Origin of the sequence: Pantoea sp. GABEPS69, assembly GCF_045780835.1 — a bacterium.
Taxonomy (GTDB): domain Bacteria; phylum Pseudomonadota; class Gammaproteobacteria; order Enterobacterales; family Enterobacteriaceae; genus Pantoea; species Pantoea septica.
On sequence record NZ_CP118618.1, the window covers coordinates 4,059,106 to 4,083,291 of the forward strand.

Below are 24,186 nucleotides of genomic sequence, written 5' to 3' on the forward strand. Positions count from 1 at the left end.
CTACTTACGGATTGAAATCGCAGGTGCGGCCCGTATAATTTGCACGGCTTTTGCTGCTTGACTCGAGTGAGTAAAGGCAGTCTTATACGACACGCGACATACCCCTTATGGGGCAGGGGAGTAACAGCGCCATGTCAGTGTCTCTTTACAGTGTAAAATTCGCCCGAACCGTGCTGGCTATCCAGCTGGTGACTGTTGTCATCATCGGCGCTCTCTTTGCCCTGAAAGATGTCACCTGGGGCGTCTCTGCGCTGGCTGGCGGAGCGGCAGCCTGGCTGCCGAACGTGTTGTTCATGTTTTTAGCCTGGCGCCTGCAAGGGCAATCCCCGGCTTCCGGACGGGTTGCGTGGAGTTTCGCTCTCGGCGAAATCGGCAAGGTCATCGCAACCATCGTGTTGCTCATTGTGGCGTTGGGTGTTTTCAGGGTGGTTTTCTGGCCGCTCGGGATAACCTGGTTATCGGTGCTGGTGGTTCAGATGTTGGCACCGGCGGTAATTAACAACAAAGGGTAAAAGGCATCATGGCTGCAGGAGAAACTCAAACTCCTCAAGAGTACATCGGTCACCATCTGACGCACCTTCAGTTGGACCTGCGTACCTTCGAGTTAGTGAATGCTCACGACGCTCCCGCGACGTTTTGGGTATTAAATATCGACTCTATGTTTTTCTCTCTGGTGCTGGGATTCATCTTCCTGGTGTTGTTCCGCAAAGTGGCGAAAAGCGTCACCAGCGGCGTGCCAGGGAAAATGCAGGCTGCTATCGAACTGGTTATCGGCTTCGTTGACAGCAACGTGCGCGACATGTACCACGGTAAAAGCAAACTTATCGCCCCGCTGGCTCTGACGATTTTCGTCTGGGTCTTCCTGATGAACTTCATGGATCTGCTGCCTATCGACCTGCTGCCGTACATCGGCGAGCACTGGTTGGGCCTGCCGGCGCTGCGCGTCGTGCCGTCCGCAGACGTGAACATCACGCTGTCTATGGCGTTGGGCGTATTTATTTTGATTCTGTTCTACAGCATCAAAATGAAAGGTGTAGGCGGCTTCGCGAAAGAGCTGACGCTGCAGCCTTTTAATCACCCGATCTTCATCCCCATCAACCTGATCCTTGAAGGTGTTAGCCTGCTGTCCAAACCGGTTTCACTCGGTCTGCGACTGTTCGGCAACATGTATGCGGGTGAGCTGATCTTTATCCTTATTGCCGGTCTGTTGCCGTGGTGGTCGCAGTGGGTGCTGAATGTGCCGTGGGCCATTTTCCACATCCTGATCATCTCGTTGCAGGCTTTCATTTTCATGGTCCTCACGATTGTCTATCTGTCGATGGCATCTGAAGAACATTGATTTTTTTCTCAACACTAAGCGTTTAACTGAAACAAACTGGAGACTGTCATGGAAAACCTGAATATGGATCTGCTGTACATGGCTGCCGCTGTGATGATGGGCCTGGCGGCAATCGGTGCTGCGATCGGTATCGGCATCCTCGGAGGTAAATTCCTGGAAGGCGCCGCGCGCCAGCCGGATCTGATTCCTCTGCTGCGTACGCAGTTCTTTGTTGTAATGGGTCTGGTGGATGCAATCCCGATGATCGCTGTTGGTCTGGGTCTCTATGTGATGTTTGCTGTCGCCTAAAGCCTGTCGCTCCTGGTTCATCATGGCACCGGGTGCGATGATGAACGGTTCTGCCGCTTATCGTTAAGATATCGGCAGAAAAGTTAACAACTTAATTAGAGGCATTGTGCTGTGAACATTAACGCAACAATCCTCGGCCAGGCCATCGCGTTTATCCTGTTCGTCGCGTTCTGCATGAAGTACGTATGGCCGCCGATTATGGCTGCCATCGAAAAGCGCCAGAAAGAAATTGCTGAAGGCCTTGCTTCTGCTGAGCGCGCGAAGAAAGATTTGGATCTCGCGCAGGCCAATGTGACCGACCAGCTGAAAAAAGCTAAAGAAGAAGCTCAGGTCATTATCGAGCAGGCGAACAAACGCCGTACTCAGATTCTGGACGAAGCGAAAACTGAAGCCGAGAACGAACGTAACCGCATCGTGGCGCAGGCGCAGGCTGAAATCGACGCCGAGCGTAAACGTGCTCGCGAAGAGCTGCGTAAGCAAGTCGCGTTGCTGGCAATGGCTGGCGCCGAGAAGATCATCGAACGTTCCGTGGATGAAGCTGCTAACAGCGACATCGTTGATAAACTGGTCGCTGAACTGTAAGGAGGGAGGGGCTGATGTCTGAACTGATTACTGTAGCTCGCCCCTACGCCAAAGCAGCTTTTGACTTTGCTGTTGAGCATCAAAGCATCGAGCGCTGGCAAAATATGCTGGCGTTTGCCGCGACCGTAGCACGCAATGAGCAAATGGCCGATCTTCTCTCTGGCGCGCTGGCGCCGGAAGCGTTATCGGCTTCTTTCATTGCCGTCTGCGGCGATCAATTAGATGAACACGGCCAGAACCTGATTAAGGTTATGGCAGAGAACGGACGTTTGACCGCGCTTCCAGCTGTACTCGAGCAGTTCATTCACCTGCGCGACGCCTATGAGGCGACTGCGGAGGTGGAGGTGATTTCTGCCGGTACGCTGAGTGACAGCCAGCTGACTAAAATCAGCGCCGCGATGGAAAAACGTCTGTCACGCAAAGTTAAGCTGAATTGCAAAATTGATAAGTCTGTCATGGCAGGCGTGATCATCCGTGCGGGTGATCTGGTGATTGATGGCAGCGTGCGCGGCCGTCTCGAGCGTCTGGCAGACGCCTTGCAGTCTTAAGGGGACTGGAGCATATGCAACTGAATTCCACCGAAATCAGCGAACTGATCAAGCAGCGCATTGCTCAGTTCAATGTCGTGAGCGAAGCTCACAACGAAGGTACAATCGTTTCTGTAAGCGACGGTATCATCCGCGTACACGGCCTGGCCGATGTGATGCAGGGTGAGATGATCGCCCTGCCGGGCAACCGTTACGCTATCGCCCTGAACCTCGAGCGCGACTCTGTCGGCGCCGTGGTCATGGGCCCGTACGCTGACCTCGCCGAAGGCATGAAGGTTAAGTGTACCGGTCGTATTCTGGAAGTGCCGGTCGGTCGCGGCCTGCTGGGCCGCGTGGTGAACACCCTGGGTGCGCCAATCGACGGCAAAGGCGCGATCGACAACGACGGCTTCTCGCCGGTTGAAGTGATCGCACCGGGCGTTATCGACCGTCAGTCAGTCGACGAGCCGGTTCAGACCGGTTACAAATCTGTCGATGCGATGATTCCAATCGGTCGTGGCCAGCGTGAGCTGATCATCGGCGACCGTCAGACCGGTAAAACCGCGCTGGCGATCGACGCGATCATCAACCAGCGCGACTCCGGCATTAAGTGCGTGTACGTCGCGATCGGTCAGAAAGCTTCTACCATCGCTAACGTGGTGCGCAAGCTGGAAGAACACGGCGCGCTGTCGAACACCATCGTGGTGGTTGCGTCCGCGTCTGAATCCGCTGCACTGCAGTACCTGGCGCCCTACTCCGGCTGCGCCATGGGCGAATACTTCCGCGACCGCGGCGAAGATGCGCTGATCGTATACGATGACCTGTCTAAGCAGGCTGTCGCTTACCGTCAGATTTCTCTGCTGCTGCGCCGTCCGCCGGGCCGTGAAGCGTTCCCGGGCGACGTGTTCTATCTCCACTCTCGTCTGCTGGAGCGTGCGTCACGCGTTAGCGCTGACTACGTTGAGCGTTTCACCAACGGCGAAGTTAAAGGTAAAACCGGTTCACTGACCGCGCTGCCGATCATCGAAACCCAGGCGGGCGACGTTTCCGCGTTCGTTCCGACCAACGTAATCTCGATTACCGATGGTCAGATCTTCCTGGAATCGAACCTGTTCAACTCCGGTATTCGTCCGGCAGTTAACCCAGGTATCTCCGTATCGCGTGTTGGTGGTGCTGCTCAGACCAAGATCATCAAGAAACTGTCCGGCGGCATCCGTACCGCGCTGGCACAGTATCGTGAGCTGGCGGCGTTCTCGCAGTTCGCTTCCGATCTGGATGACGCGACCCGCAAACAGCTGAGCCACGGTCAGAAAGTGACCGAGCTGCTGAAACAGAAACAGTATGCGCCGATGTCCGTCGCGCAACAGGGTCTGGTGCTGTTTGCTGCCGAGCGCGGCTACCTGAACGACGTTGAACTGGCGAAAATCCTTAGCTTCGAAGCTGCACTGCTGGCGTTCGCAGACCGCGACCACGCCGAGCTGATGCAGGAAATCAACCAAACTGGTAACTACAACAACGACATCGAAGCGAAGCTGAAAAGCCTGCTCGACACGTTTAAAGCAACCCAGTCCTGGTAATGTCTGGCGGCTTGTCTGAAAAGACAGGCCGCAAGGCTTTGAGGAGAAGCTAATGGCCGGCGCAAAAGAGATACGTAACAAGATTGGAAGCGTGAAAAACACGCAGAAGATCACCAAAGCGATGGAAATGGTCGCCGCCTCCAAAATGCGTAAAACGCAGGAACGCATGGCGGCCAGCCGTCCGTATGCAGACACCATGCGCAAAGTGATTGGTCACCTTGCGTTAGGGAATCTGGAATACAAGCACCCTTACCTGGAAGAGCGCGACGTTAAGCGCGTCGGCTACCTGGTCGTTTCGACTGACCGCGGGCTTTGTGGTGGTTTGAACATTAACCTGTTCAAAAAATTGCTGGCGGATATGAAAGCCTGGTCCGATAAAGGCGTGCAGAGCGATCTGTCGATCATCGGTTCCAAAGGTCTGGCGTTCTTCGGCTCCGTAGGCGGCAACATCGTGGCGCAGGTCACCGGCATGGGCGATAAACCTGCCCTGTCCGATCTGATCGGCCCGGTAAAAGTGATGCTGCAGGCTTACGACGAAGGTCGCATCGACAAGCTGTATGTCGTCAGCAACAAGTTCAATAACACCATGTCTCAGACTCCGACCATTACCCAACTGCTGCCGTTACCGCCAGCGGAAGGTGAAGAAGAGATGAAGGCGAAGACTTGGGATTACCTGTACGAGCCCGATCCGAAAGCGCTGCTGGATACCCTGCTGCGTCGTTATGTCGAATCGCAGGTTTATCAGGGTGTGGTGGAAAACCTGGCCAGCGAACAGGCCGCGCGTATGGTGGCGATGAAAGCCGCAACCGATAACGGCGGAAATCTGATCAAAGAGCTGCAGTTGGTTTACAACAAAGCTCGTCAGGCCAGCATCACCCAGGAACTCACCGAGATCGTCTCGGGAGCCTCCGCGGTTTAACCAGGTAAGAATTAGGTAGAGGATTCAAGATGGCAGCTGGAAAGATTGTCCAGATTATCGGCGCCGTAGTTGACGTCGAATTCCCTCAGGACGCGGTACCGCAAGTGTACAACGCCCTTGAGGTTCAGAATGGTGATGCTCGTCTGGTGCTGGAAGTTCAGCAGCAGCTGGGCGGCGGCGTGGTTCGTACCATCGCCATGGGTTCTTCTGACGGCCTGAAGCGCGGTCTGGAAGTTGCTGACCTGAAAAAACCGATCCAGGTTCCGGTGGGTAAAGCCACCCTCGGCCGTATCATGAACGTGCTGGGCGAGCCGATCGACATGAAAGGCGACATCAAAGAAGAAGACGGCAGTGCAGTAGAGATCTCCTCTATTCACCGCGCGGCGCCTTCTTATGAAGACCAGTCCAACTCGCAGGAACTGCTGGAAACCGGCATCAAGGTTATCGACCTGATGTGTCCGTTCGCCAAAGGCGGTAAAGTCGGCCTGTTCGGCGGCGCGGGCGTAGGTAAAACCGTAAACATGATGGAGCTGATCCGTAACATCGCGGCTGAGCACTCAGGTTACTCGGTATTTGCCGGCGTGGGCGAGCGTACTCGTGAGGGTAACGACTTCTATCACGAAATGACCGACTCCAACGTAATCGACAAAGTTGCGCTGGTGTATGGCCAGATGAACGAGCCGCCGGGCAACCGTCTGCGCGTGGCACTGACCGGTCTGACCATGGCGGAAAAATTCCGTGATGAAGGCCGCGACGTTCTGCTGTTCATCGACAACATCTATCGTTACACCCTGGCCGGTACGGAAGTTTCCGCACTGCTGGGTCGTATGCCGTCAGCAGTAGGCTACCAGCCGACCCTGGCTGAAGAGATGGGCGTGCTGCAGGAGCGTATTACCTCCACCAAGACCGGTTCAATCACCTCCGTTCAGGCCGTTTACGTTCCTGCGGATGACTTGACTGACCCGTCTCCGGCGACCACCTTCGCCCACCTGGATTCAACTGTTACCCTGAGCCGTCAGATCGCGTCTCTGGGTATCTACCCGGCCGTTGACCCGCTGGATTCCACCAGCCGTCAGCTGGATCCGCTGGTGGTTGGCCAGGAGCACTACGACGTTGCGCGCGGCGTGCAGTCTCTGCTGCAGCGTTACCAGGAACTGAAAGACATCATCGCCATCCTCGGTATGGACGAGCTGTCTGAAGACGACAAACTGCTGGTGGCTCGCGCACGTAAGATTCAGCGCTTCCTGTCTCAGCCGTTCTTCGTAGCGGAAGTCTTCACCGGTGCGCCAGGTAAATACGTTACGCTGAAAGACACTATCCGTGGCTTTAAAGGCATTATGGACGGCGAGTTCGACCATCTGCCGGAGCAGGCTTTCTACATGGTCGGCGCTATCGAAGAAGCCGTGGAAAAAGCGAAGAAACTGTAATAACGGTTTCCCGGGAGGACAGATATGGCTATGACTTATCACCTGGACGTCGTCAGCGCAGAGAAACAGCTGTTCTCTGGCCTGGTGCAGAAAATTCAGGTGTCAGGTAGCGAAGGCGAACTGGGTATTTTCCCAGGCCACGCGCCGCTGCTGACTGCCATCAAGCCTGGAATGATCCGTATCGTGAAGCAGCACGGCGAAGAGGAGTTTATCTACCTCTCTGGCGGCGTGCTGGAAGTGCAGCCGGGCAGCACTACCGTTCTGGCCGATACCGCTATCCGCGGTACCGACCTGGACGAAGCGCGTGCGCTGGAAGCGAAACGCAAAGCAGAAGAGCACATGAACAGCAGCCACGGCGACGTGGACTATGCTCAGGCCTCTGCGGAGCTGGCGAAAGCCATTGCTAAACTGCGCGTGATCGAGCTGACCAAAAAAGCGATGTAATCAGGCTTTATGCGTCACGAAATGCCAGCCCTTCGGGCTGGCATTTTTTTTTCCTGCGCTTCAACCTGCGCGCGCCTAATTTCGACCTGAGAAAAATGTAGTAATCTCAGGGGTAAACCGTTTAACTTTCGCATGTCAAAAACTCTGTCAGGATGGTTATGTCTAACAGCGCAATGAGCGTGGTGATCCTTGCTGCCGGCAAGGGAACCCGTATGTATTCCGATCTGCCCAAAGTTCTGCATACCCTTGCAGGCAAACCCATGGTTCAGCACGTGATCGACGCCGCAACCGGCCTCGGCGCGCGCCATATTCATCTGGTGTATGGTCACGGCGGCGACCGGCTGAAGGCCACGCTGACCGAGCCGTCGCTCAACTGGGTGCTGCAGGCGGAACAGCTCGGCACCGGCCACGCAATGCAGCAGGCCGCCCCCGCATTCGCTGACGACGAAGATATCCTGATGCTTTACGGCGACGTGCCGCTGATCTCTCAGGAGACGCTGCAGCGTCTGCGCGACGCCAAACTTGAAGGCGGCATCGGCCTGCTGACGGTGGTGCTGGACAATCCAGGCGGCTACGGGCGCATCGTGCGCGAAAACAGCGCCATTGTCGGCATTGTCGAGCAGAAAGACGCTACGCCCGAACAGCTGAAGATCACCGAAATCAATACCGGCATCCTGATCGCCAACGGCGGCGATCTGAAGCGCTGGCTGGCCCAGCTCACCAATAACAATGCGCAGGGCGAATACTACATCACCGATATCATTGCGCTGGCGCACCAGGAAGGGCGACAGATCAACGCGGTGCAACCGGCGCGCGTCAGCGAAACCGACGGCGTTAACAACCGTCTGCAGCTGGCGACGCTGGAGCGGGTTTATCAAAGCGAACAGGCGGAAAAACTGCTGCTGGCGGGCGTGATGCTGCGCGATCCGGCGCGCTTCGATCTGCGCGGCGTTTTGCACCACGGTCGCGACGTCGAGATCGACGTCAATGTCATTATCGAAGGCGAGGTCAGCCTTGGCGACCGCGTGAAAATCGGCGCGGGCTGCATCATTAAAAACAGCGTCATTGGCGACGACTGCGAAATCAGCCCCTATTCGGTGATCGAGGATGCGAATCTCGCCGCCGACTGCACCGTCGGGCCTTTCGCCCGTCTGCGTCCAGGCAGCGAGCTGGCGCAGGCCGCTCACGTCGGGAACTTTGTCGAGATGAAGAAGGCGACGCTGGGCAAAGGCTCGAAGGCGGGACATCTGAGCTATCTCGGCGACGCGGAGATAGGCGCCAACGTCAACATCGGCGCGGGCACTATCACCTGCAACTACGATGGCGCGAACAAATCCAAAACCCTTATCGGCGACGATGTCTTCGTCGGCTCCGATACGCAGCTGGTGGCGCCGGTCAGCGTGGCGGCGGGCGCAACAATCGCGGCGGGCACCACGGTAATGAAAGACGTTACCGAGGCGTCGCTGGTCTATAACCGCAAAGAGCAGAACAGCAAAGCGGACTGGCAGCGTCCGGCGAAGAAAAAGTAATTTTTAGCGGCCAGCCGCGTGCTGGCCGCCGCAGTAACACAATAATAATCCCCACTCTCTACAAGGCTCGGGGAGCCCGGCAAAGCCGGTTATCAGGTCGTATGACAACGAAAGATGGTCGAAAGCCATCAGGTCAGGAATAACATTTATGTGTGGAATTGTAGGTGCAGTAGCGCAGCGCGATATCGCAGAGATTCTGCTGGAAGGGCTGCGTCGCCTGGAGTATCGCGGTTATGATTCGGCCGGTCTGGCCGTGGTTGATCGTCAGGGCCACGTGACGCGACTGCGTCGCGTCGGCAAAGTGCAGATGCTGGCGGAGGCTGCCGAGCAGCAGCCGCTGATCGGCGGCACCGGCATCGCTCATACGCGCTGGGCAACCCACGGCGAACCGTCGGAGGCCAACGCGCATCCGCACGTCTCAGAGCAAATCATCGTGGTGCATAACGGCATTATCGAAAACCATGAGCCGCTGCGTGAAGCGCTGATCGCGCGCGGTTATCGCTTCGCATCCGAAACCGACACCGAAGTGGTGGCGCATCTGGTGCACTGGGAGCAGAAACAGGGCGGCACGCTGCGCGACGTCGTGCTGCGCGTCATTCCTCAGCTGCGCGGCGCCTATGGCATGGTGATCATGGACAGCCGCGATCCGTCGCTGCTGGTGGCCGCACGTTCGGGCAGCCCGCTGGTGATTGGCCGCGGCGTCGGCGAGAACTTTATCGCCTCCGATCAGCTGGCGCTGCTGCCGGTGACGCGCCGCTTCATCTATCTGGAAGAGGGCGACATTGCCGAGATTAGCCGACGCGACGTCACTATCGTCGATCATGCGGGCAACGCGGTGCAGCGCGCCGAGATCGAATCGAGCGTGCAGTACGACGCGGGCGATAAGGGCATTTATCGCCACTATATGCAGAAAGAGATTTACGAGCAGCCAATGGCGATTAAAAACACCTTAACCGGTCGTTTAAGCCATGGCGAAGTCGATCTCAGCGAGCTGGGTCCGCACGCCGAAGCCCTGCTGAGCCAGGTCGAGCATATACAAATCATCGCCTGCGGCACCTCCTATAACTCCGGTATGGTGGCGCGTTACTGGTTCGAGTCGCTGGCGAATATTCCCTGCGACGTCGAGATCGCCTCTGAGTTCCGCTACCGCAAATCGGCGGTGCGCAAAAACAGTCTGCTGATTACCCTGTCGCAGTCCGGCGAAACCGCCGATACGCTGGCGGCGCTGCGTCTGACCAAAGAGCTGGGCTACCTCGGTTCGCTGGCGATCTGCAACGTCGCGGGCTCTTCGCTGGTGCGCGAGTCGGATCTGGCGCTGATGACCAAAGCGGGCACTGAAATCGGCGTTGCCTCGACCAAAGCTTTTACTACACAGCTTACCGTGCTGCTGATGCTGGTGGCGAAAGTGGGCCGCCTGCGCGGCATGTCGGCGGAAACCGAGCACGAGATCGTGCACGGCCTGCAGGCGCTGCCGAGCCGCATCGAACAGATGCTGGCGCAGGACAAGCGTATCGAACTGCTGGCGGAAGATTTCTCCGACAAGCATCACGCGCTGTTCCTCGGCCGCGGCGATCAGTATCCGATCGCTATGGAAGGGGCGCTCAAGCTGAAAGAAATCTCCTATATCCATGCCGAAGCCTACGCCGCTGGCGAGCTGAAGCACGGTCCGCTGGCGCTGATCGACGCCGATATGCCGGTGATCGTGGTGGCACCGAACAACGAGCTGCTGGAAAAGCTGAAGTCTAATATTGAAGAGGTGCGCGCGCGCGGCGGTCTGCTGTACGTCTTTGCCGATCAGGACGCCGGCTTCAGCGACAGCGACGGCATGAAGATTATTTCTCTGCCGCACGTGGAAGAGGTGATCGCGCCTATTTTCTACACCGTGCCGCTGCAGCTGCTCTCTTATCACGTCGCGCTGATTAAAGGCACCGACGTGGATCAGCCGCGTAACCTGGCGAAGTCAGTGACGGTAGAGTAAACAAGCGGGCCCGGAAACGGGCCCTTGTGGGATGCAAATAAAGGTTCATCCGTATAAATAAAGTATCATCCGTATAAATAAAGTTTCATTCTGAGCCTGCATCCGCTATGTTGAGGTCATCGACACAGCGGGGGCAGGCTTTCTCATGTCTGGAACATTCAAGGGGCTGACCCAGGCCCAGATCGATAGAAGGCTCAAGGACGGGCGTGGCCAAGGCCAGGGATCAGACTACAAGCCGTTCATCTACACCAGGGACGTGTCCTCGCTGGGTCGCTCCCACCGCCTGCCTGGCAGCAAGACCCGGCGTTTACACCATCTTCTATCCGATCTTGAACTGGCCATCTTCCTGACCTTGGATCGGTCTCCCCATGTCACCGATATCCGTGAACAGTTTCCGATGCGGGTCGAAGATACGGTGCGCATCGCCGAGGAGCTTGGCCTGCCCCACGGTTGTTACAAGGGTACCCAGCAGGTACTGACCAGCGACTTTCTGGTGGATTTCGAAGATCCTCAGCGCCCGAGCATCGCGATTCAGGCCAAGTACAGTACCGACCTGCAGAAGCCTGAAGTTATCGAGAGGCTTGAACTTGAAAGGCGCTACTGGCAGGAAAAAGGTATTCCCTGGGTCATCGTCACTGAGCGCGAGGTATCCAAGGTGGCATTTGCCAATATCCAATGGCTCTATCCTGCCCATGCTGAAGGCGACATCGCTCAGGACGATCTCGCCCATTACCAGCAGCTGTTTCTGCTCGAGTTTCAGCGTCACCCAGACCGGAAGCTGACCGCTATTGCCCAAGGACTGGATACCTCCGGCCAGCTGGAGGCCGGTCAGGCGCTCTATTGGCTACGCCAGTTGCTGGCCCGGCACTGTTTCCTTTTCGATCTTGACACTCCTTACCGGGAGCTGAAGCCGAAAGACCTGGTTGCCAACTCTCATCAAATGCATCAGGAGCTGAGCAGTGTTGCCCGTTAATCAGGTGTTCCGGATGGGGGAACTGCGAAAGCGCCTGCTTTGGTCCGGTACCGAGCAGGCAATCTGGATCGATATCGATTCGGACACGGCGTTGCCCGAACCGATATCGATTGTAGAGCTGGAGCGTCTGATCATGGAGCGGGAGCTGGAGAGCATTGCCGATCCCTTCGAGGAAACAGTCCTACGGGAGGTTGAGGAAGGTTCCCTTGATCAGCAGAAGCGTGATGAAGCTTGGGGAATGCTGGCGGATTTTGTGCACGACCCCCAGCTTTTCGTGCGGCGCCCCAGAGGGCTCATTGTCAGAGGCATCATGGAGCGCCATGGTGTCACCAATCAGACGGTGTATAGGTTACTGAGGCGCTACTGGCAGCGAGGCATGTGCAGGAATGCCCTCTTGCCGGACTATGTCAACTCGGGCGCCCGTGGCAAGCGCAGAAAGCCGAACCAGGCCAAGCTGGGCAGGCCCAGAGTGGTGATGGAGGGGAAAGGGAGCAATGTCACGCCGGACATCGAGCGCATTTTTCGCCGGGTCATCGAGGAACGTTTGCTCAAGGAAAAACATCCGTCCATTCCTGATGCCTACGCCGCCGGGCTGAATCTGCTCCGTGCTGTTCTGACGGAGCTGCCGACCTTCGAACTGCCTACATTGGGGCAGTTCCGTTACTTCTATGGGCGCGAATATCACTTCACCGACACCTTGCCATGCAGGGTGTCCGCAGTGGATTTTGCCAAGGACTTCCGACCGCTCAGCAGTACATCGACGACCGAGGCACTGGGGCCCGGATACCGCTACCAGATCGATGCCACCATCGCCGATATCTATCTGGTTTCAGAACATGATCGCAGCCTTATCGTCGGCAGGCCTGTCGTTTACATGGTGATCGACGTGTTCAGCCGCATGGTCGTTGGTATGTACGTCGGATTCGAGGGACCTTCCTGGGTCAGTGCCATGGTGGCATTGGCCAACACGGTCGCCGACAAGGTTGAGTATTGCCGCCAGTATAGCGTGGAGATCGATGCCAGCGACTGGCCGGTCAAAGGCTTGCCGGATGTGGTGCTGGCCGATAAGGGCGAACTGAATGGCACCAAGGTGGAAGCATTTTCCCAAGCCTTCGGCGTTCGCATCGAGAATGCACCGGCCAGGCGAGGAGATGCCAAGGGGATCGTCGAGCGTTATTTCCGGACGGTGCAGGAGCGTTTCAAGCCCTATGCCAGCGGTGTGGTCGAGGACACCACCAGCCGGAAGCGGGGTGGCCACGACTACAGACTTGATGCCAGTCTGACCTTGCCCGAGTTCACCCAGATCATCATTGCCGGCATCCTCTACCACAACAACTTTCATACCTTGAGCAAATACGACAGAACCTCTGGTATGCCGGGCGATCTGCCAGCCATCCCGGTCATGCTGTGGAACTGGGGCTTGGCCAACTTGACCGGCCGGTTACGTACTGCGCCCGAGGAGCTGGTGCGGATAAATCTCTTGCCCCATGAGTCGGCCACGGTTTCGGAGCTGGGAATCAGGCTGTTCGGCTGCTTCTACACCTGCCAGGAAGCAATCAGGGAGGGTTGGTTTCACCGAGGCCAGGGGCGCCGGCCGACAGGGGTAACGGTCGCATACGATCCGCGTAGCGCCGACCACATCTACCTGCGGCCGTCCAATAGTCTCAAGGACTACTGGGTTTGCGATCTTGCCGACCGCAGTCGACGCTTCAGGGGGATGACCTTCTGGGATGTCTGGCTGCTGTCCAGAGAGGAACGGCGTAGCGATACCAACGCGGCGGCGGAAGCTTTGGTAGAGAGAGGCAATCTTCTGAAGCAGATCGAGTCCATCGTTGCCCAGGCAGAGGATGCCAGTCCGGTCAAAACGGGTATGACCACGAAGGATCTGGGAACCCAGATCCGCGAGAACAAGCAGCAGGAAAAGCGCCAGGAACGCCAGAAAACAGCATTCAAACCGGATAAAGCACAGCAGGAAAAGCCAGCCGAGGTGATCCCACTGCGGGGTGAGAAGCAGGAAGATTATGCCTTCCCAGATCTCAGTGACCTGATATTCAAGGAGGAAGAGGATGACTGAAGAATTCCAGCGCGGAGTCATTCCCCTGGCGCGTTACCAGGAGCAGCAGCTTCCCGAGTATCAGGACAATCCGCTCATCAGCGCATTGCCTCCGATTCCTGATCTGCAGGAGGTGGTCGATCTATTGCAGCAGCTTCCCGGTTTCGAGCCGCAGGAGGCGCTTCTGGATGGTCGGCTCAGGGCACATGCGATTGCCCGCCTGTTGCACGGCTTCTTCCAGCCGCTGAGCCATCACTTGGAGCTGGAGAGCAAGATCAGCCTGATGATCCGTCAAGGGTACATCGGTCGGAATCCGGCCAGCGGTGCCTGGTATGCGCACCTGCAGAATGGCTATCGCCGTGTCGAGGAGGAGGATCTGGATGCGGCGGTGTACCAGAGTGTCTCCTCTACGGCCAACAGCCTGTCGCTGTTCGGCTGCTCCGGTTGCGGCAAGACGCGCACGCTGGAGCGGATTCTGGGCATGTACCCCCAAGCTCTCCATCACCCTGATTACAACATCACCCAACTGGTCTACCTGAAGATCGACTGCCCAATTGACGGTGACTTGGATGAGCTGTGCCTGAGCTTCTTCAACGAAGTAGACAAGATCCTGGGTACCCACTACAGCCGTAGCCACGGACGCAAGAAGCTGGGTAGCAAACGTCTGCTGGCATCCATGTGCCAGGTGGCCAATCTGCACACGCTCGGAGTGCTGATCATCGACGAGGTTCAGAACCTCAACGAGGCACGCTCCGGTGGTGCCGAAAAAATGCACAATTTCTTCGTGTCGCTGGTGAACACCATCGGTGTTCCGATCATTCAGGTCGGCACCCACCGGGCCAGCAAGTTCTTCCAGCGCACGTTCCGGGCTGCTCGGCGGGTCTCCGGGTTGGGCAGCATCCGCTGGGATAGGTTGCCTCGGGACGAGCATTGGAAGCGTCTGTTGAAGCGGCTTTGGAAGTATCAGTGGCTGCGAAATGCGGCGCCGCTGGATGATGAACTGGAGGCTACGATGTACGACCTCACCCAAGGGGTCATGGACATCGTCATCAAGCTGTTCGCGCTGGCGCAGATCCGGGCGATAGTGACAGGTGTCGAGTGCATTAAGCCGCTGTTGCTGCGCAGGGTTTTCGAGGACGAGTTCAAACCGGTCCATCCGATGCTGGCGGCCTTGCGGAGCGGTAGGCCCGAGCTGATCGCCAAATATGACGACCTGCTGATGCCAGAGATCGAGGGACGGTTGCTGACCCTGACTCGCTCTCTGGATAGCGTCCCCCAACCTAAACCATCGGCCCCTCCGGCTGATGACAAGGCAAAGCGGTTGGCCGCCCTGCTCGAAGGTATGGAAATCCCGAGGGACATCGCCATTCCCATGGCCGATGAATTGTTGGCGGAGAATCCGGACATCCCGCTGGCGGCCCTGATTCACAAGGCCACGGCCTACCTCGCGCAGGACGCTCCCAAGAGGCCCGGCATTTCCAGAGTTAAGCGGACGGAGTGGGGGTGCCTATCCGAGGAGGATCTGCGCCGACGTTATGCCGATGGGCCTGAAAGCGAGGCCTATGACAGATTCAAGCAGGCTGGCTTGATCCTCGATCTGCGGCCTCTGCTGAGAGCGAGCTGACATGTACTTCCCCAGGCTCTACCCGGACGAACTGCTTTACAGCGGTATTGCCCGGTGCCGGGTACATCTGGGGATAGGCAGCCACAAGACCTTGCTGCACATGCTTTTCGGTGACAGCAAGGTTGCCGCGATCACCGATCTGCCCACACACCTGACTGCGTTGGCGAACAACACGGGCTTGGATGCGGAAGGCATGATCCTGAATCACACGCTGTTCCCGCTCTATGCCCCTTTCATTCCGCCGGAGCGCCGTACCGATCTTTTTCAGGCCATGCTTGCTCCCGACCGGCCGACGATTGGTCTGTCTGGGGCCTCGACGGCCTTGGTCAAGTGGCCCGATTGGCTGCGTTACTGCCCGATCTGCTTTGAAGATATGTCTGCGCGCTACGGTGAACCCTACTGGCGGCGTAGCTGGCAGATTCAAGGGATAGATGCCTGTCCCGAGCATGGCTGTCAGCTCCTGAACTCACCTATCCCGTTCCGTCGAGCGCAGCGGCACGAGTTTCATACAGCCTCTCCACTGTTTCTGCCCCGTGATCTTCGCGTGAGTCCCGTGGGCGAAGAGGCTATCAGGCTCGCCAAGGCTGCTATGCAGCTGCTGGCGCTCGAAGAGGTGCAATCGCCTGGCTACGGACGCTGGACCAACCTGTACCGGTACCTGGCTACAGAGTGCGACGCCAGGCGAGGCCGGCAGGTCAGGGCTGAAGTCATCTGGGAGAAGATCCTGGCATCCCATCAAAGGGATTGGCTTGCTGCGAACGGTCTGCTGACATCCGGAGAGCCTCCACCTTGGCTGTTGGCGATGTTCAGGAAGCATCGCAAGGGATTCAGTGCGCTGCAGCATCTGATCGTCTGGACCAGCCTGCGCCCTGGCCAGCATGCTGGCGAGCTGATCAGCGAGGCGAAGACTCGCCAGGTCGACCTTGCCTCCGAGCGGTCAGTGCAGCTGCTCCCTGCTGAGTTTGAGCAAAAGCAGCAGTACCGAGCCATTTGGCTGCAAGCACTGGCTAATCACGGTGGAGCCAAGGCAGCCAGGCAAGACGGAGCAGGGGCATGTTACGCCTGGCTCTATCGTCATGACCGACACTGGCTGATGGTTGCGAACCAGGTCAGGCAGCGCCGACAGGGCAACAACAGCCACATCGACTGGCGAGCGCGTGACATAAGGTGGGTGCGCCTGCTGATCCGGATTGGTAGAGGTAGCGAAGAAGACCTGGGCCTTCCGCGCAGGAGTCGCAACTGGTTCCTGCAGCAGCTACCCCATCGGGCATCAGTCGAGCACCGTCTCGATCAATTGCCTCTTTGCTGCACCTTCCTGGATCGCTATGCCGAGTCCGTCGGCGAGTATCAGATCCGTCGCCTGACTGCAGCGATGCTGAAGGATGTACAGACAGGCATAACGTCTAGGCGCTGGGAGCTGGAAAAGCGTTGTGGATTGGAAAAAAGCAGGGTGGCACCACTGACCACTGCGTTCATTCGATTGATAGGAAGATGGATTGAATAGGACAGTATTTCGTCAGATCCCGAACGGATCCAGGTTGCTGGCCGTTGGAAATTTTTTCAGGGCCAAGACTCCGGCGGCCCAGTGGCAGTTGGCGGCTCTCTTTGAGCGTAACGGTCAGCTGCAGCTGCAGCGGTTCGCACAGGAGATGTCGTGTGTCTTGGCCGTTGGTCGCGAGTTTCTTGGCGAAGAAGGGGCTCCTTATCGTCCCAGTGGTTTCAAGAAGACGGTGGTGCTTCCTGCAATAGATACCTGGCGGGAAAGGCAGTTGGGTGAGTGCCCACGTCTGGCCAGAAGGCTTGCTGCAAATCCTGAGATATCTGGACAGCGATGCTTTGTGTTCGAGGTCGATGGTCTGACCGTCTGGCTGCCGAAATTCGAGCTGGCACGAAAAATGTTCTTCCACGCAGCCTTCGCCGTTCGTGCAGCCTTCGCACCGAATGGCTTGGACATGGCCTTCACGATCTACAGAGAGGGCGATGTTGTTCATATCCATACGCCCCCGAAGACGGGGGCCCCAAGTCAGCTTCTCAAAATCAAGGGATACAGAGACCATTTCAGTTGGCTGCTGCTGAATCAGGATGTGAGGCGATCCTTCGAGTCAATCTGGCAAAGCCTCAATCAAAGGCAAGAGCGGGTACTGCAAGAGTTGGCGTATGCCAGGTGGCAGTTCGACTTTCAGGCACCCACTTCCCTCGCGGGTACCACCATGGATGTGCGAGGCCCCTTTGATCCGGAAAGCAACGAATTGCTGGTCTGGGAGATCGAAAAGCTTCAGGGGCTCCGGTTTAGCCATCGCGGTGATATTTTTTTCCATCACCCTGCTCTCAAGTTACCCGTCAGGGGAGAGAACACAGGCTGTGTATCCGTGCCATCGGGAGCGAAAGAGTTGGAGGTGGATGCTGACGAAGAGCCGACTGCTGCCAAGGAGCAGAGGTTGATTCATCTGCCCGTTGAGGGAGTCACGTTTGATGCTCAGCTGCGCACCAAGATCGCCTACAACGGGGAGCGTGCCAACGGTCATGGCAAGAAGGTCGACGACGAGCAATGCCCGAGCAGAGAAAGCCAACTCTTCGGCGTGGCTGATCCTGTGAGCGAGGGCAGCATAGCGTCAGGAGAATTCCAACAATTGGGTGAGGGAGAGGGTGATGGGGACGAGCATGAACGGCTTGCAGATCGCTTCTCGCTGCTCCGAGAGATTCTTGAACAAATCACCCAAGAGTCTGGAGTTGCGCTGGTAGCACTGGAAGTGAGGCCTCTGCCGCCCGTTCCACGTTGCAGCTACCACATGATTGATCACGAAAAATCACGCTGCTATCTGCTGGCAAGGTTCAAGCTGCAAAACGGCGATCAACGCTACCTTCTAGAAATAGATACCTCAGACAACCGGAAGACCATGTCAACGCGGATCATGGGCTTCAAAGCAGGTGTTGAGGCAGGAAAATGCATAGACAGGATCTTGAGGGAGACAGTGAAAGGCTCGTTGCGTTGGCCAGGCACCATGGCGAAGTACTGTGAGCCTTTGCACTCTGTGCATCACCCGAAAGAAAGCTCATCTGGGGCCAACCATGCCCGGGTGTTCGACTGGAAGCAGCGGATACGCGCGGCCCTAGGCTGATTGCAGAATACACCGCAGTTCGGCTGCGATACATCTTGTCGCGCACTGCGTGCAGCCTCCCCGAAACTGCCCGGAGCCGTGCCAAGGCGATATAGGCCCCTTGGGAGTCGGCAAGACGCATCTGGCCATCGCACTGCGCTATCGGGCGGCGCAGTGCGGCATCAAGACCCGCTTCATCACTGCGGCCGACCTTGGTGCTGCAACTGGGCGCGGACCAGCGTAACCGTCCGGGCATCCCGGCTGGCTTGACCCCGCCAAGCTAAGAGATGGTGGCAGTTCGTGGATGCCGTTTCCCGGGTGCACGCGATCCGAGACCACGCGATCAAGCAGGAAAACGAGCACCTGGGCTTGCCTGACTGACCGCAGGCCGGCGACGACAAGGTGGAAAAGTTCGGCGTGTGGCTCTGGCGGCAACGATCCCGCGAAGGGCGGACGGTGCTTGAGCTGTTGAACGTAAGCGTGCGGGCAAACCGTCTTGCGCGACTATGCCGGATGCCACCTATGCGGCAGCAGCTCTGCAATCTCACTCGCCCGCTGCGTCGGCAACCGTGTCAGCACATCCTTGAGATAGGCATACGGATCGTGCCCATTATTACGGGCCGACTGGATCAAACTCATGATCGCAGCAGCGCACTTGAGCATGCGATCCCGCGCCGAGCATTTGAGAAGGCAACGGGATGAACGCTGGCTGGATAGCCGTGGTTTTCTGGGTATGCAGCCGAATCCATTTGTGGACGAGGTTGGCATTGAGGCTGTAGCCCAAGGCGATGTTTGCGATGGAGGCACCGGGTTCAGAACACTCCTGAATGACCTGGGCCTTGAAAGATTTGCTGTAGGTACGGCGCTGAGGGGGCATGGAAAATCCGCTTGATGGGCCATGGCCTTCGGCGGCGGTGTCGGGAAGGTGTGTTGGACGGACGGATACTGTTGAACTACGCTGTCTGGGGCAACGGAAGTGTTTCGGCCCGACTCTGGAACGCGATCCGCAGCGACGACTGGGCAATTCCGCACGTTGGCCTGAGCAGCCTCGGGGAAAGCGTCGGCTGGGCGCGCCCAGACGAGTTTCCGCCAAGGAACATGCAGACGAGCAAGGGGCTGCGGGCACTCGGCTACAACGTGAGGATCGGTGTTTGATCGAGGCGCCTGTGGCACACGCAGGCTGACGAGCCAGGCGCTGTCCATGGCCTGATCAGGCCGCCCCGCTGCGCCTTGCCTGAGCAGTTGACCTGCATCAATGGGGCGGGAGATCGCTGTACATTGACTCTTGAAGTTTGTCCTGGTAAGCGCAATATCTTGCAAAGTCTTGCAAGGATTTCCTTGGCCGGAACCGCAAAGCGACGCGATTGGAGAGGGTGAGATGAAAGCGCACCTACAGGTGATTTTCACGCTCGATGAATTGGCTGCGTACTTGAAAGTCGGCAAGCGGACGCTTTATCGGCTCGCCGCGCACGGGGAAATTCCGGCTTTCAAGGTGGGCGGGACGTGGCGGTTTCGTCAAAGTGAAATCGATCAGTGGATCAATGATCAGACCCGAGCCGGAGCAAAGAAGGAGGTGATGCGCAAGCGTGAACAGCAGAAGTCATCCGAGCAGCCCGTGTCGCCTGGGCGCACTGCCCGTCGCAGCAGGCAAAGGGCTTGAGTAACTCGTTTTTCAATTTTTCTGGAGGTATGACATGGACATCGATTTCAAGAAGTTGGCTCCCTGGAACTGGTTCAAGAACGAGCAGCAAGAGCAGCAGACCGCCTCTTCCCTGCCGGTGCAGCGCAATGACCTGCCAGCGGCGAGCGGGCCAGTCAGCCCGATCCTGCAACTGCATCGCGAGATCGACCGGCTGTTCGATGACGCGTTCCGGGGCTTCGGTTTTCCGGCGCTGGCCATGCCGCGGCTGCCATCCGATTGGTCGGGCATGCTGAAGCCGGCCCTGGACATCCAGGAAACCGACAAGCAGTACAAAATTGCCCTGGAAGTGCCCGGTGTCGAGGAAAAGGACATCCAGATCACCCTCGACAACGACGTGCTGGTGGTGCGTGGCGAGAAGCGCCAGGAACAGGAGAAGAAGGAAGGTGGCTTCCACCGTGTGGAGCGCACCTACGGCAGCTTTCACCGCGCCTTGAACCTGCCTGACGACGCCAATCAGGATTCGATCAAGGCATCGTTCAAGAACGGGGTGCTCACGGTCACGATCGACAAGCGCGAGGTCAGCGCGCCGAAGCAGGGACGTTCGATCCCGATCAACAGCTGACGTCGCCGGCTCGTTCGTCACAAGAAAAACCCGGTACGAGACGAGGTGTCGCGGCTCGCGATGCCTCGTCGCCTCAACCTTGTCAACCTTCTCAGGAGCATCAGCATGGCCAGAAAACAATGCCAGGTCTGCGTCCAACCCGCCACCGTGCGGGTGGAAGCCAATCTCAACGGGCGTCACAGCACCATGCTGTTGTGCGACGACCATTACCGCCAACTGGTGCGCCAGCAAAAACGCACCGTCTCGCCGCTGGAAGCCTTGTTCGGCTCGCGCAGCGGCCTGTTCGAGGACTTCCTCGGCAGTGACTTCTTCCGCATCGGCGACGACGCGACGCCCTTTGCCGCCGATACCGATGACGTGGTCGATGCCGTGTTTGGCGAACCCGCCGCCGCAGGTTCGGGTGCACCGCGCCGGCGCGGCAGTGGGCTGGCCAGCCGCATCAGCGAACAGTCGGAAGCCCTGCTGCAAGAGGCCGCCAAACACGCTGCCGAATTTGGCCGCTCCGAGGTGGATACCGAACATCTGCTGCTGGCGCTGGCCGACAGCGACGTGGTCAAGACCATCCTGGGTCAGTTCAAAATCAAGGTCGATGACCTCAAGCGGCAGATCGAGTCCGAGGCCAAGCGCGGGGACAAGCCGTTCGAGGGCGAGATCGGCGTGTCGCCGCGCGTGAAGGATGCGCTCAGCCGCGCCTTCGTGGCCTCCAATGAACTCGGCCATTCCTATGTCGGTCCGGAGCATTTCCTGATCGGTCTGACCGAGGAAGGCGAAGGGCTGGCCGCCAACCTGCTACGCCGCTACGGCCTGACGCCGCAGGCGCTGCGCCAACAGGTCAGCAAGGTGGTCGGCAAAGGCGCCGAGGATGGCCGCGCCGAGACGCCGACCAACACGCCAGAACTCGACAAGTATTCGCGCGACCTCACCAAGATGGCGCGCGAGGGCAAGCTCGATCCGGTCATCGGCCGTGCGCAGGAGATCGAGACCACCATCGAGGTGCTGGCCCGGCGCAAGAAAAACAACCCGGTGTTGATCGGTGAGCCCGGCGTCGGCAAGACCGCCATTGTCGAAGGACTGGCGCAGCGGATGGTCGCCGGCGAAGTGCCCGAGACGCTGCGCGACAAGCGTCTGGTGGAACTCAACATCAACGCCATGGTGGCCGGCGCCAAGTATCGCGGCGAGTTCGAGGAGCGCGTGCAGAAGGTGCTCAAGGAAGTGACCGAGCACCAGGGCGAGATGATTCTCTTCATCGATGAAGTGCACACCATCGTCGGTGCCGGCCAGGGTGGCGGCGAAGGCGGGCTGGACGTGGCCAACGTGTTCAAGCCGATGATGGCGCGCGGCGAGCTGAACCTGATCGGCGCCACCACGCTCAACGAGTATCAGAAGTACATCGAGAAGGACGCCGCGCTGGAGCGTCGTTTCCAGCCGGTGATGGTGCCCGAGCCGACGGTAGCGCAGACCATGATGATCCTGCGCGGCCTGCGCGACACCTTCGAGGCGCACCACAAGGTCAGCATCACCGAGGATGCGATCATCGCCGCCGCCGAGTTGTCGGACCGCTACATCACCGCGCGCTTTTTGCCTGACAAGGCCATCGACCTGCTTGACCAGGCGGCCGCACGCGTGAAGCTGTCGGCCACGGCTCGCCCAGTGGCCGTACAAGAGCTGGAGTCCGAACTGCACCAGTTGCGGCGTGAGCAGGACTACATGGCCTCGCGCAAGCAGTACGACAAGGCCGCCGAGCTGGGCAAGCGCATCGAGGCAAAAGAGGCCGAACTCAAGAAGCTCATCGAAGATTGGGAGCGCGAGCGCGCCTCGGGCAGCGCCGAAGTCAAGGCCGAGCATGTCGCGCAGATCGTCTCGCGCCTGACCGGCATTCCGGTCAACGAGCTGACGGTGGAAGAACGCGAGAAGCTGTTGCATCTGGAACAGCGGCTGCACGAGCGCCTGGTGGGCCAGGACGAAGCGGTGCGCGCGGTGGCCGATGCCGTGCGGTTGTCGCGCGCGGGGCTGCGCGAAGGCGGCAAGCCGGTGGCGACTTTTCTGTTCCTCGGGCCGACCGGCGTGGGCAAGACCGAGCTCGCCAAGGCGCTGGCCGAGTCCATCTATGGCGATGAAGGTGCGCTGCTGCGCATCGACATGTCCGAGTACGGGGAACGCCATACCGTGGCACGCCTGGTGGGCGCGCCTCCGGGTTATGTGGGCTATGACGAGGGCGGCCAGCTCACCGAGAAGGTGCGTCGCAAGCCCTACAGCGTGTTGCTGCTGGACGAGATCGAGAAGGCTCACCCCGACGTCTACAACATCCTGCTGCAGGTGTTCGACGACGGGCGGCTCACCGACGGCAAGGGCCGGGTGGTGGATTTCACCAATACCATCATCATCGCCACCTCGAACTTGGGCTCGGACATCATCCAGCGTCGGCTGAAGGCCCGTAGCGCCGCCGGCGAGGAATACGAGAAGACCAAGTCCGAGGTGATGGACGTGCTGCGCGGACACTTCCGCCCCGAGTTCATCAACCGCATCGACGAGATCATCGTCTTCCATGCGCTGGGCAAGGAGGAGATCCGCCATATCGTCGGCCTGCAGCTCGATCGTGTGGCCCGCAACGCCGCCAGCCAGGGCGTGACGCTGACCTTCGATCAGACCTTGATCGACCACTTCGCGGAGGAAGGCTACAAGCCCGAGTTCGGTGCGCGTGAACTCAAGCGCCTGATCCGCAGCGAGCTGGAAACCGCGCTGGCACGCGAGATGCTCGGCGGCGGAATCGGCAAGGGCGATCACGCCAGCGCACGCTGGGACGACAAGGCCGAACGGGTGGTCTTCGAGCGCCAGGAGCCACCCGCAAAGCCGGCCGAGCCTGAGAAGCCCGATGCCGCGAACGTGGCCGAGACGCCGCCGAGCGACGCGAGCAAGCCTGCGCGCAAGAAAAAGTCAGCGGGCGGCGAATCTTGAGTCATGGGGAGGCTGTCGTGATCCTTCAATTGACCCAAGGACTTGTTCTTGATGGAAACGAAAAGTAGCAGGCGCTATTCAGAGTGCGCCGGCGGCTCTGTTCGGTGCGTCATCCAATTCGCCGGCATTGTTCAAGGAGAACCGATATGTCTGCATTGACTCCGTGGGACCCCTTCCGGGAACTGGATGAATTGCAAAACCGCCTGGCGACGATGTTGGGACGGCCCCCCCAGCGACAGGGCGCCCGTACCGGCAACGAAGCCATGACCACGGCGGACTGGGCACCAATGGTGGACATCAGCGAGGATGAGAACGCATTCCTCCTCAAGCTGGATCTGCCGGAGGTCCCCAAGGATGCCGTGCGCGTCAGCGCGGAAAACGGCGTACTCACCATCAGCGGCGAGCGCAAACTGGAAAAAGAGGAGCAGGGCAAGAAATTCCACCGCATCGAACGTGCGTATGGCCGCTTTGTGCGCAGCTTTGTCTTACCTGACAACGTTGATCCGACCAAGGTGACGGCTTCGATGAAAGACGGCGTGCTGGAAGTGCGGCTTGTCAAGGCCGAGCAAGCCAAGCCGAAGCAGATTGAAATTTCAGTCAATTAACTTC

General features: G+C 58.5%; 22 protein-coding genes and 2 pseudogenes. 22 read left to right on the top strand and 2 right to left on the bottom strand.

Annotated features, from left to right (window positions below; all coding sequences use genetic code 11):
• The first annotated feature begins 131 nt into the window (after positions 1-131).
• The 17 genes and pseudogenes from atpI to PVE98_RS19700 all read left to right on the top strand — a co-directional run.
• A complete protein-coding gene (gene atpI, locus PVE98_RS19620; RefSeq protein WP_048781264.1) occupies positions 132-512 on the top strand; it encodes a F0F1 ATP synthase subunit I in 381 nt (126 codons plus the stop codon).
• Positions 513-520: 8 nt separating this feature from the next.
• Positions 521-1,339 carry a F0F1 ATP synthase subunit A gene (gene atpB, locus PVE98_RS19625; RefSeq protein ID WP_033755384.1) on the top strand — a complete coding sequence of 273 codons (819 nt, stop codon included), beginning with the start codon at positions 521-523 and terminating at the stop codon, positions 1,337-1,339.
• Between the two features lie 48 nt (positions 1,340-1,387).
• Positions 1,388-1,627, top strand: coding sequence for a F0F1 ATP synthase subunit C (gene atpE / locus PVE98_RS19630; protein WP_003849523.1), 240 nt, complete (start codon positions 1,388-1,390; stop codon positions 1,625-1,627).
• A 111-nt stretch (positions 1,628-1,738) separates the two neighbouring features.
• On the top strand, positions 1,739-2,209 hold the full coding sequence (atpF, locus tag PVE98_RS19635) for a F0F1 ATP synthase subunit B (RefSeq protein ID WP_033755393.1): 471 nt from the start codon (positions 1,739-1,741) through the stop codon (positions 2,207-2,209).
• A gap of 14 nt (positions 2,210-2,223) precedes the next feature.
• Positions 2,224-2,757: a F0F1 ATP synthase subunit delta gene (atpH, locus tag PVE98_RS19640; protein ID WP_033755396.1), complete on the top strand. Its 534-nt coding sequence runs from the start codon at positions 2,224-2,226 to the stop codon at positions 2,755-2,757.
• 14 nt (positions 2,758-2,771) lie between these two features.
• A complete protein-coding gene (gene atpA, locus PVE98_RS19645; protein ID WP_096072287.1) occupies positions 2,772-4,313 on the top strand; it encodes a F0F1 ATP synthase subunit alpha in 1,542 nt (513 codons plus the stop codon).
• A gap of 52 nt (positions 4,314-4,365) precedes the next feature.
• The gene (gene atpG / locus PVE98_RS19650) at positions 4,366-5,232 is read left to right on the top strand and encodes a F0F1 ATP synthase subunit gamma (RefSeq protein WP_033755402.1); all 867 of its coding nucleotides are present in this window, start codon (positions 4,366-4,368) and stop codon (positions 5,230-5,232) included.
• Positions 5,233-5,261: 29 nt separating this feature from the next.
• Positions 5,262-6,659 carry a F0F1 ATP synthase subunit beta gene (gene atpD / locus PVE98_RS19655; protein ID WP_033755405.1) on the top strand — a complete coding sequence of 466 codons (1,398 nt, stop codon included), beginning with the start codon at positions 5,262-5,264 and terminating at the stop codon, positions 6,657-6,659.
• A gap of 24 nt (positions 6,660-6,683) precedes the next feature.
• On the top strand, positions 6,684-7,103 hold the full coding sequence (locus tag PVE98_RS19660) for a F0F1 ATP synthase subunit epsilon (RefSeq protein WP_033755408.1): 420 nt from the start codon (positions 6,684-6,686) through the stop codon (positions 7,101-7,103).
• 158 nt (positions 7,104-7,261) lie between these two features.
• On the top strand, positions 7,262-8,632 hold the full coding sequence (gene glmU, locus PVE98_RS19665; protein WP_096072286.1) for a bifunctional UDP-N-acetylglucosamine diphosphorylase/glucosamine-1-phosphate N-acetyltransferase GlmU: 1,371 nt from the start codon (positions 7,262-7,264) through the stop codon (positions 8,630-8,632).
• Between the two features lie 148 nt (positions 8,633-8,780).
• Positions 8,781-10,610, top strand: coding sequence for a glutamine--fructose-6-phosphate transaminase (isomerizing) (glmS, locus tag PVE98_RS19670; RefSeq protein ID WP_096072285.1), 1,830 nt, complete (start codon positions 8,781-8,783; stop codon positions 10,608-10,610).
• 145 nt (positions 10,611-10,755) lie between these two features.
• Positions 10,756-11,583 (top strand): TnsA endonuclease N-terminal domain-containing protein, encoded by an 828-nt coding sequence (locus tag PVE98_RS19675; protein WP_094988648.1) that lies wholly within the window; start codon positions 10,756-10,758, stop codon positions 11,581-11,583.
• Positions 11,570-13,657, top strand: coding sequence for a Mu transposase C-terminal domain-containing protein (locus PVE98_RS19680; protein WP_024014938.1), 2,088 nt, complete (start codon positions 11,570-11,572; stop codon positions 13,655-13,657). Before PVE98_RS19675 ends, PVE98_RS19680 begins: the two co-directional genes overlap by 14 nt.
• Positions 13,650-15,260 carry an ATP-binding protein gene (locus PVE98_RS19685; RefSeq protein ID WP_407568537.1) on the top strand — a complete coding sequence of 537 codons (1,611 nt, stop codon included), beginning with the start codon at positions 13,650-13,652 and terminating at the stop codon, positions 15,258-15,260. The genes PVE98_RS19680 and PVE98_RS19685 overlap by 8 nt, the downstream gene beginning before the upstream one ends.
• Position 15,261: 1 nt before the next feature.
• Positions 15,262-16,764 carry a TnsD family Tn7-like transposition protein gene (locus PVE98_RS19690; protein WP_180246355.1) on the top strand — a complete coding sequence of 501 codons (1,503 nt, stop codon included), beginning with the start codon at positions 15,262-15,264 and terminating at the stop codon, positions 16,762-16,764.
• Complete coding sequence (locus PVE98_RS19695) at positions 16,757-18,379, top strand: Tn7-like element transposition protein TnsE (RefSeq protein WP_094988650.1); 1,623 nt, start codon at positions 16,757-16,759, stop codon at positions 18,377-18,379. Before PVE98_RS19690 ends, PVE98_RS19695 begins: the two co-directional genes overlap by 8 nt.
• 91 nt (positions 18,380-18,470) lie before the next feature.
• Positions 18,471-18,572: pseudogene (locus PVE98_RS19700) on the top strand (ATP-binding protein); the annotation flags it as partial.
• A gap of 290 nt (positions 18,573-18,862) precedes the next feature.
• On the opposite strand, the pseudogene PVE98_RS19705 reads toward PVE98_RS19700, so the two are convergent.
• A pseudogene (locus PVE98_RS19705) lies at positions 18,863-19,015 on the bottom strand (transposase domain-containing protein); the annotation flags it as partial.
• Entirely contained in the window at positions 18,972-19,235 is a 264-nt protein-coding gene (locus tag PVE98_RS19710; protein WP_001446199.1) for a transposase, read from the bottom strand. The gene PVE98_RS19710 and the pseudogene PVE98_RS19705, both read right to left, overlap by 44 nt.
• A gap of 14 nt (positions 19,236-19,249) precedes the next feature.
• On the opposite strand from PVE98_RS19710, the gene PVE98_RS19715 reads away from it, so the two are divergent.
• From PVE98_RS19715 to hsp20-GI, 5 genes are all read left to right on the top strand, one after another.
• Positions 19,250-19,513, top strand: coding sequence for a hypothetical protein (locus tag PVE98_RS19715; protein ID WP_141228731.1), 264 nt, complete (start codon positions 19,250-19,252; stop codon positions 19,511-19,513).
• Positions 19,514-19,736: 223 nt separating this feature from the next.
• A complete protein-coding gene (locus PVE98_RS19720; protein ID WP_016782886.1) occupies positions 19,737-20,018 on the top strand; it encodes a helix-turn-helix domain-containing protein in 282 nt (93 codons plus the stop codon).
• 34 nt (positions 20,019-20,052) lie between these two features.
• Positions 20,053-20,622, top strand: coding sequence for a small heat shock protein sHSP20 (hsp20, locus tag PVE98_RS19725; protein ID WP_034126243.1), 570 nt, complete (start codon positions 20,053-20,055; stop codon positions 20,620-20,622).
• 105 nt (positions 20,623-20,727) lie between these two features.
• Positions 20,728-23,577, top strand: a complete 2,850-nt coding sequence (gene clpK / locus PVE98_RS19730; protein WP_180246353.1) for a heat shock survival AAA family ATPase ClpK — start codon at positions 20,728-20,730, stop codon at positions 23,575-23,577.
• Between the two features lie 146 nt (positions 23,578-23,723).
• Positions 23,724-24,182 carry a small heat shock protein sHSP20-GI gene (hsp20-GI, locus tag PVE98_RS19735; RefSeq protein ID WP_016782889.1) on the top strand — a complete coding sequence of 153 codons (459 nt, stop codon included), beginning with the start codon at positions 23,724-23,726 and terminating at the stop codon, positions 24,180-24,182.
• Positions 24,183-24,186 lie beyond the last annotated feature (4 nt).

Bases quoted from the DNA above. Each gene is read 5' to 3' on its own strand.
- atpI (WP_048781264.1), top strand. From the start codon at position 132: ATGTCAGTGTCTCTTTACAGTGTAAAATTCGCCCGAACCGTGCTGGCT.
- atpB (WP_033755384.1), top strand. From the start codon at position 521: ATGGCTGCAGGAGAAACTCAAACTCCTCAAGAGTACATCGGTCACCAT.
- atpE (WP_003849523.1), top strand. From the start codon at position 1,388: ATGGAAAACCTGAATATGGATCTGCTGTACATGGCTGCCGCTGTGATG.
- atpH (WP_033755396.1), top strand. From the start codon at position 2,224: ATGTCTGAACTGATTACTGTAGCTCGCCCCTACGCCAAAGCAGCTTTT.
- atpA (WP_096072287.1), top strand. From the start codon at position 2,772: ATGCAACTGAATTCCACCGAAATCAGCGAACTGATCAAGCAGCGCATT.
- atpG (WP_033755402.1), top strand. From the start codon at position 4,366: ATGGCCGGCGCAAAAGAGATACGTAACAAGATTGGAAGCGTGAAAAAC.
- atpD (WP_033755405.1), top strand. From the start codon at position 5,262: ATGGCAGCTGGAAAGATTGTCCAGATTATCGGCGCCGTAGTTGACGTC.
- PVE98_RS19660 (WP_033755408.1), top strand. From the start codon at position 6,684: ATGGCTATGACTTATCACCTGGACGTCGTCAGCGCAGAGAAACAGCTG.
- glmU (WP_096072286.1), top strand. From the start codon at position 7,262: ATGTCTAACAGCGCAATGAGCGTGGTGATCCTTGCTGCCGGCAAGGGA.
- glmS (WP_096072285.1), top strand. From the start codon at position 8,781: ATGTGTGGAATTGTAGGTGCAGTAGCGCAGCGCGATATCGCAGAGATT.
- PVE98_RS19675 (WP_094988648.1), top strand. From the start codon at position 10,756: ATGTCTGGAACATTCAAGGGGCTGACCCAGGCCCAGATCGATAGAAGG.
- PVE98_RS19685 (WP_407568537.1), top strand. From the start codon at position 13,650: ATGACTGAAGAATTCCAGCGCGGAGTCATTCCCCTGGCGCGTTACCAG.
- PVE98_RS19690 (WP_180246355.1), top strand. From the start codon at position 15,262: ATGTACTTCCCCAGGCTCTACCCGGACGAACTGCTTTACAGCGGTATT.
- PVE98_RS19710 (WP_001446199.1), bottom strand. From the start codon at position 19,235: ATGCCCCCTCAGCGCCGTACCTACAGCAAATCTTTCAAGGCCCAGGTC.
- PVE98_RS19715 (WP_141228731.1), top strand. From the start codon at position 19,250: ATGGGCCATGGCCTTCGGCGGCGGTGTCGGGAAGGTGTGTTGGACGGA.
- PVE98_RS19720 (WP_016782886.1), top strand. From the start codon at position 19,737: ATGAAAGCGCACCTACAGGTGATTTTCACGCTCGATGAATTGGCTGCG.
- hsp20 (WP_034126243.1), top strand. From the start codon at position 20,053: ATGGACATCGATTTCAAGAAGTTGGCTCCCTGGAACTGGTTCAAGAAC.
- clpK (WP_180246353.1), top strand. From the start codon at position 20,728: ATGGCCAGAAAACAATGCCAGGTCTGCGTCCAACCCGCCACCGTGCGG.
- hsp20-GI (WP_016782889.1), top strand. From the start codon at position 23,724: ATGTCTGCATTGACTCCGTGGGACCCCTTCCGGGAACTGGATGAATTG.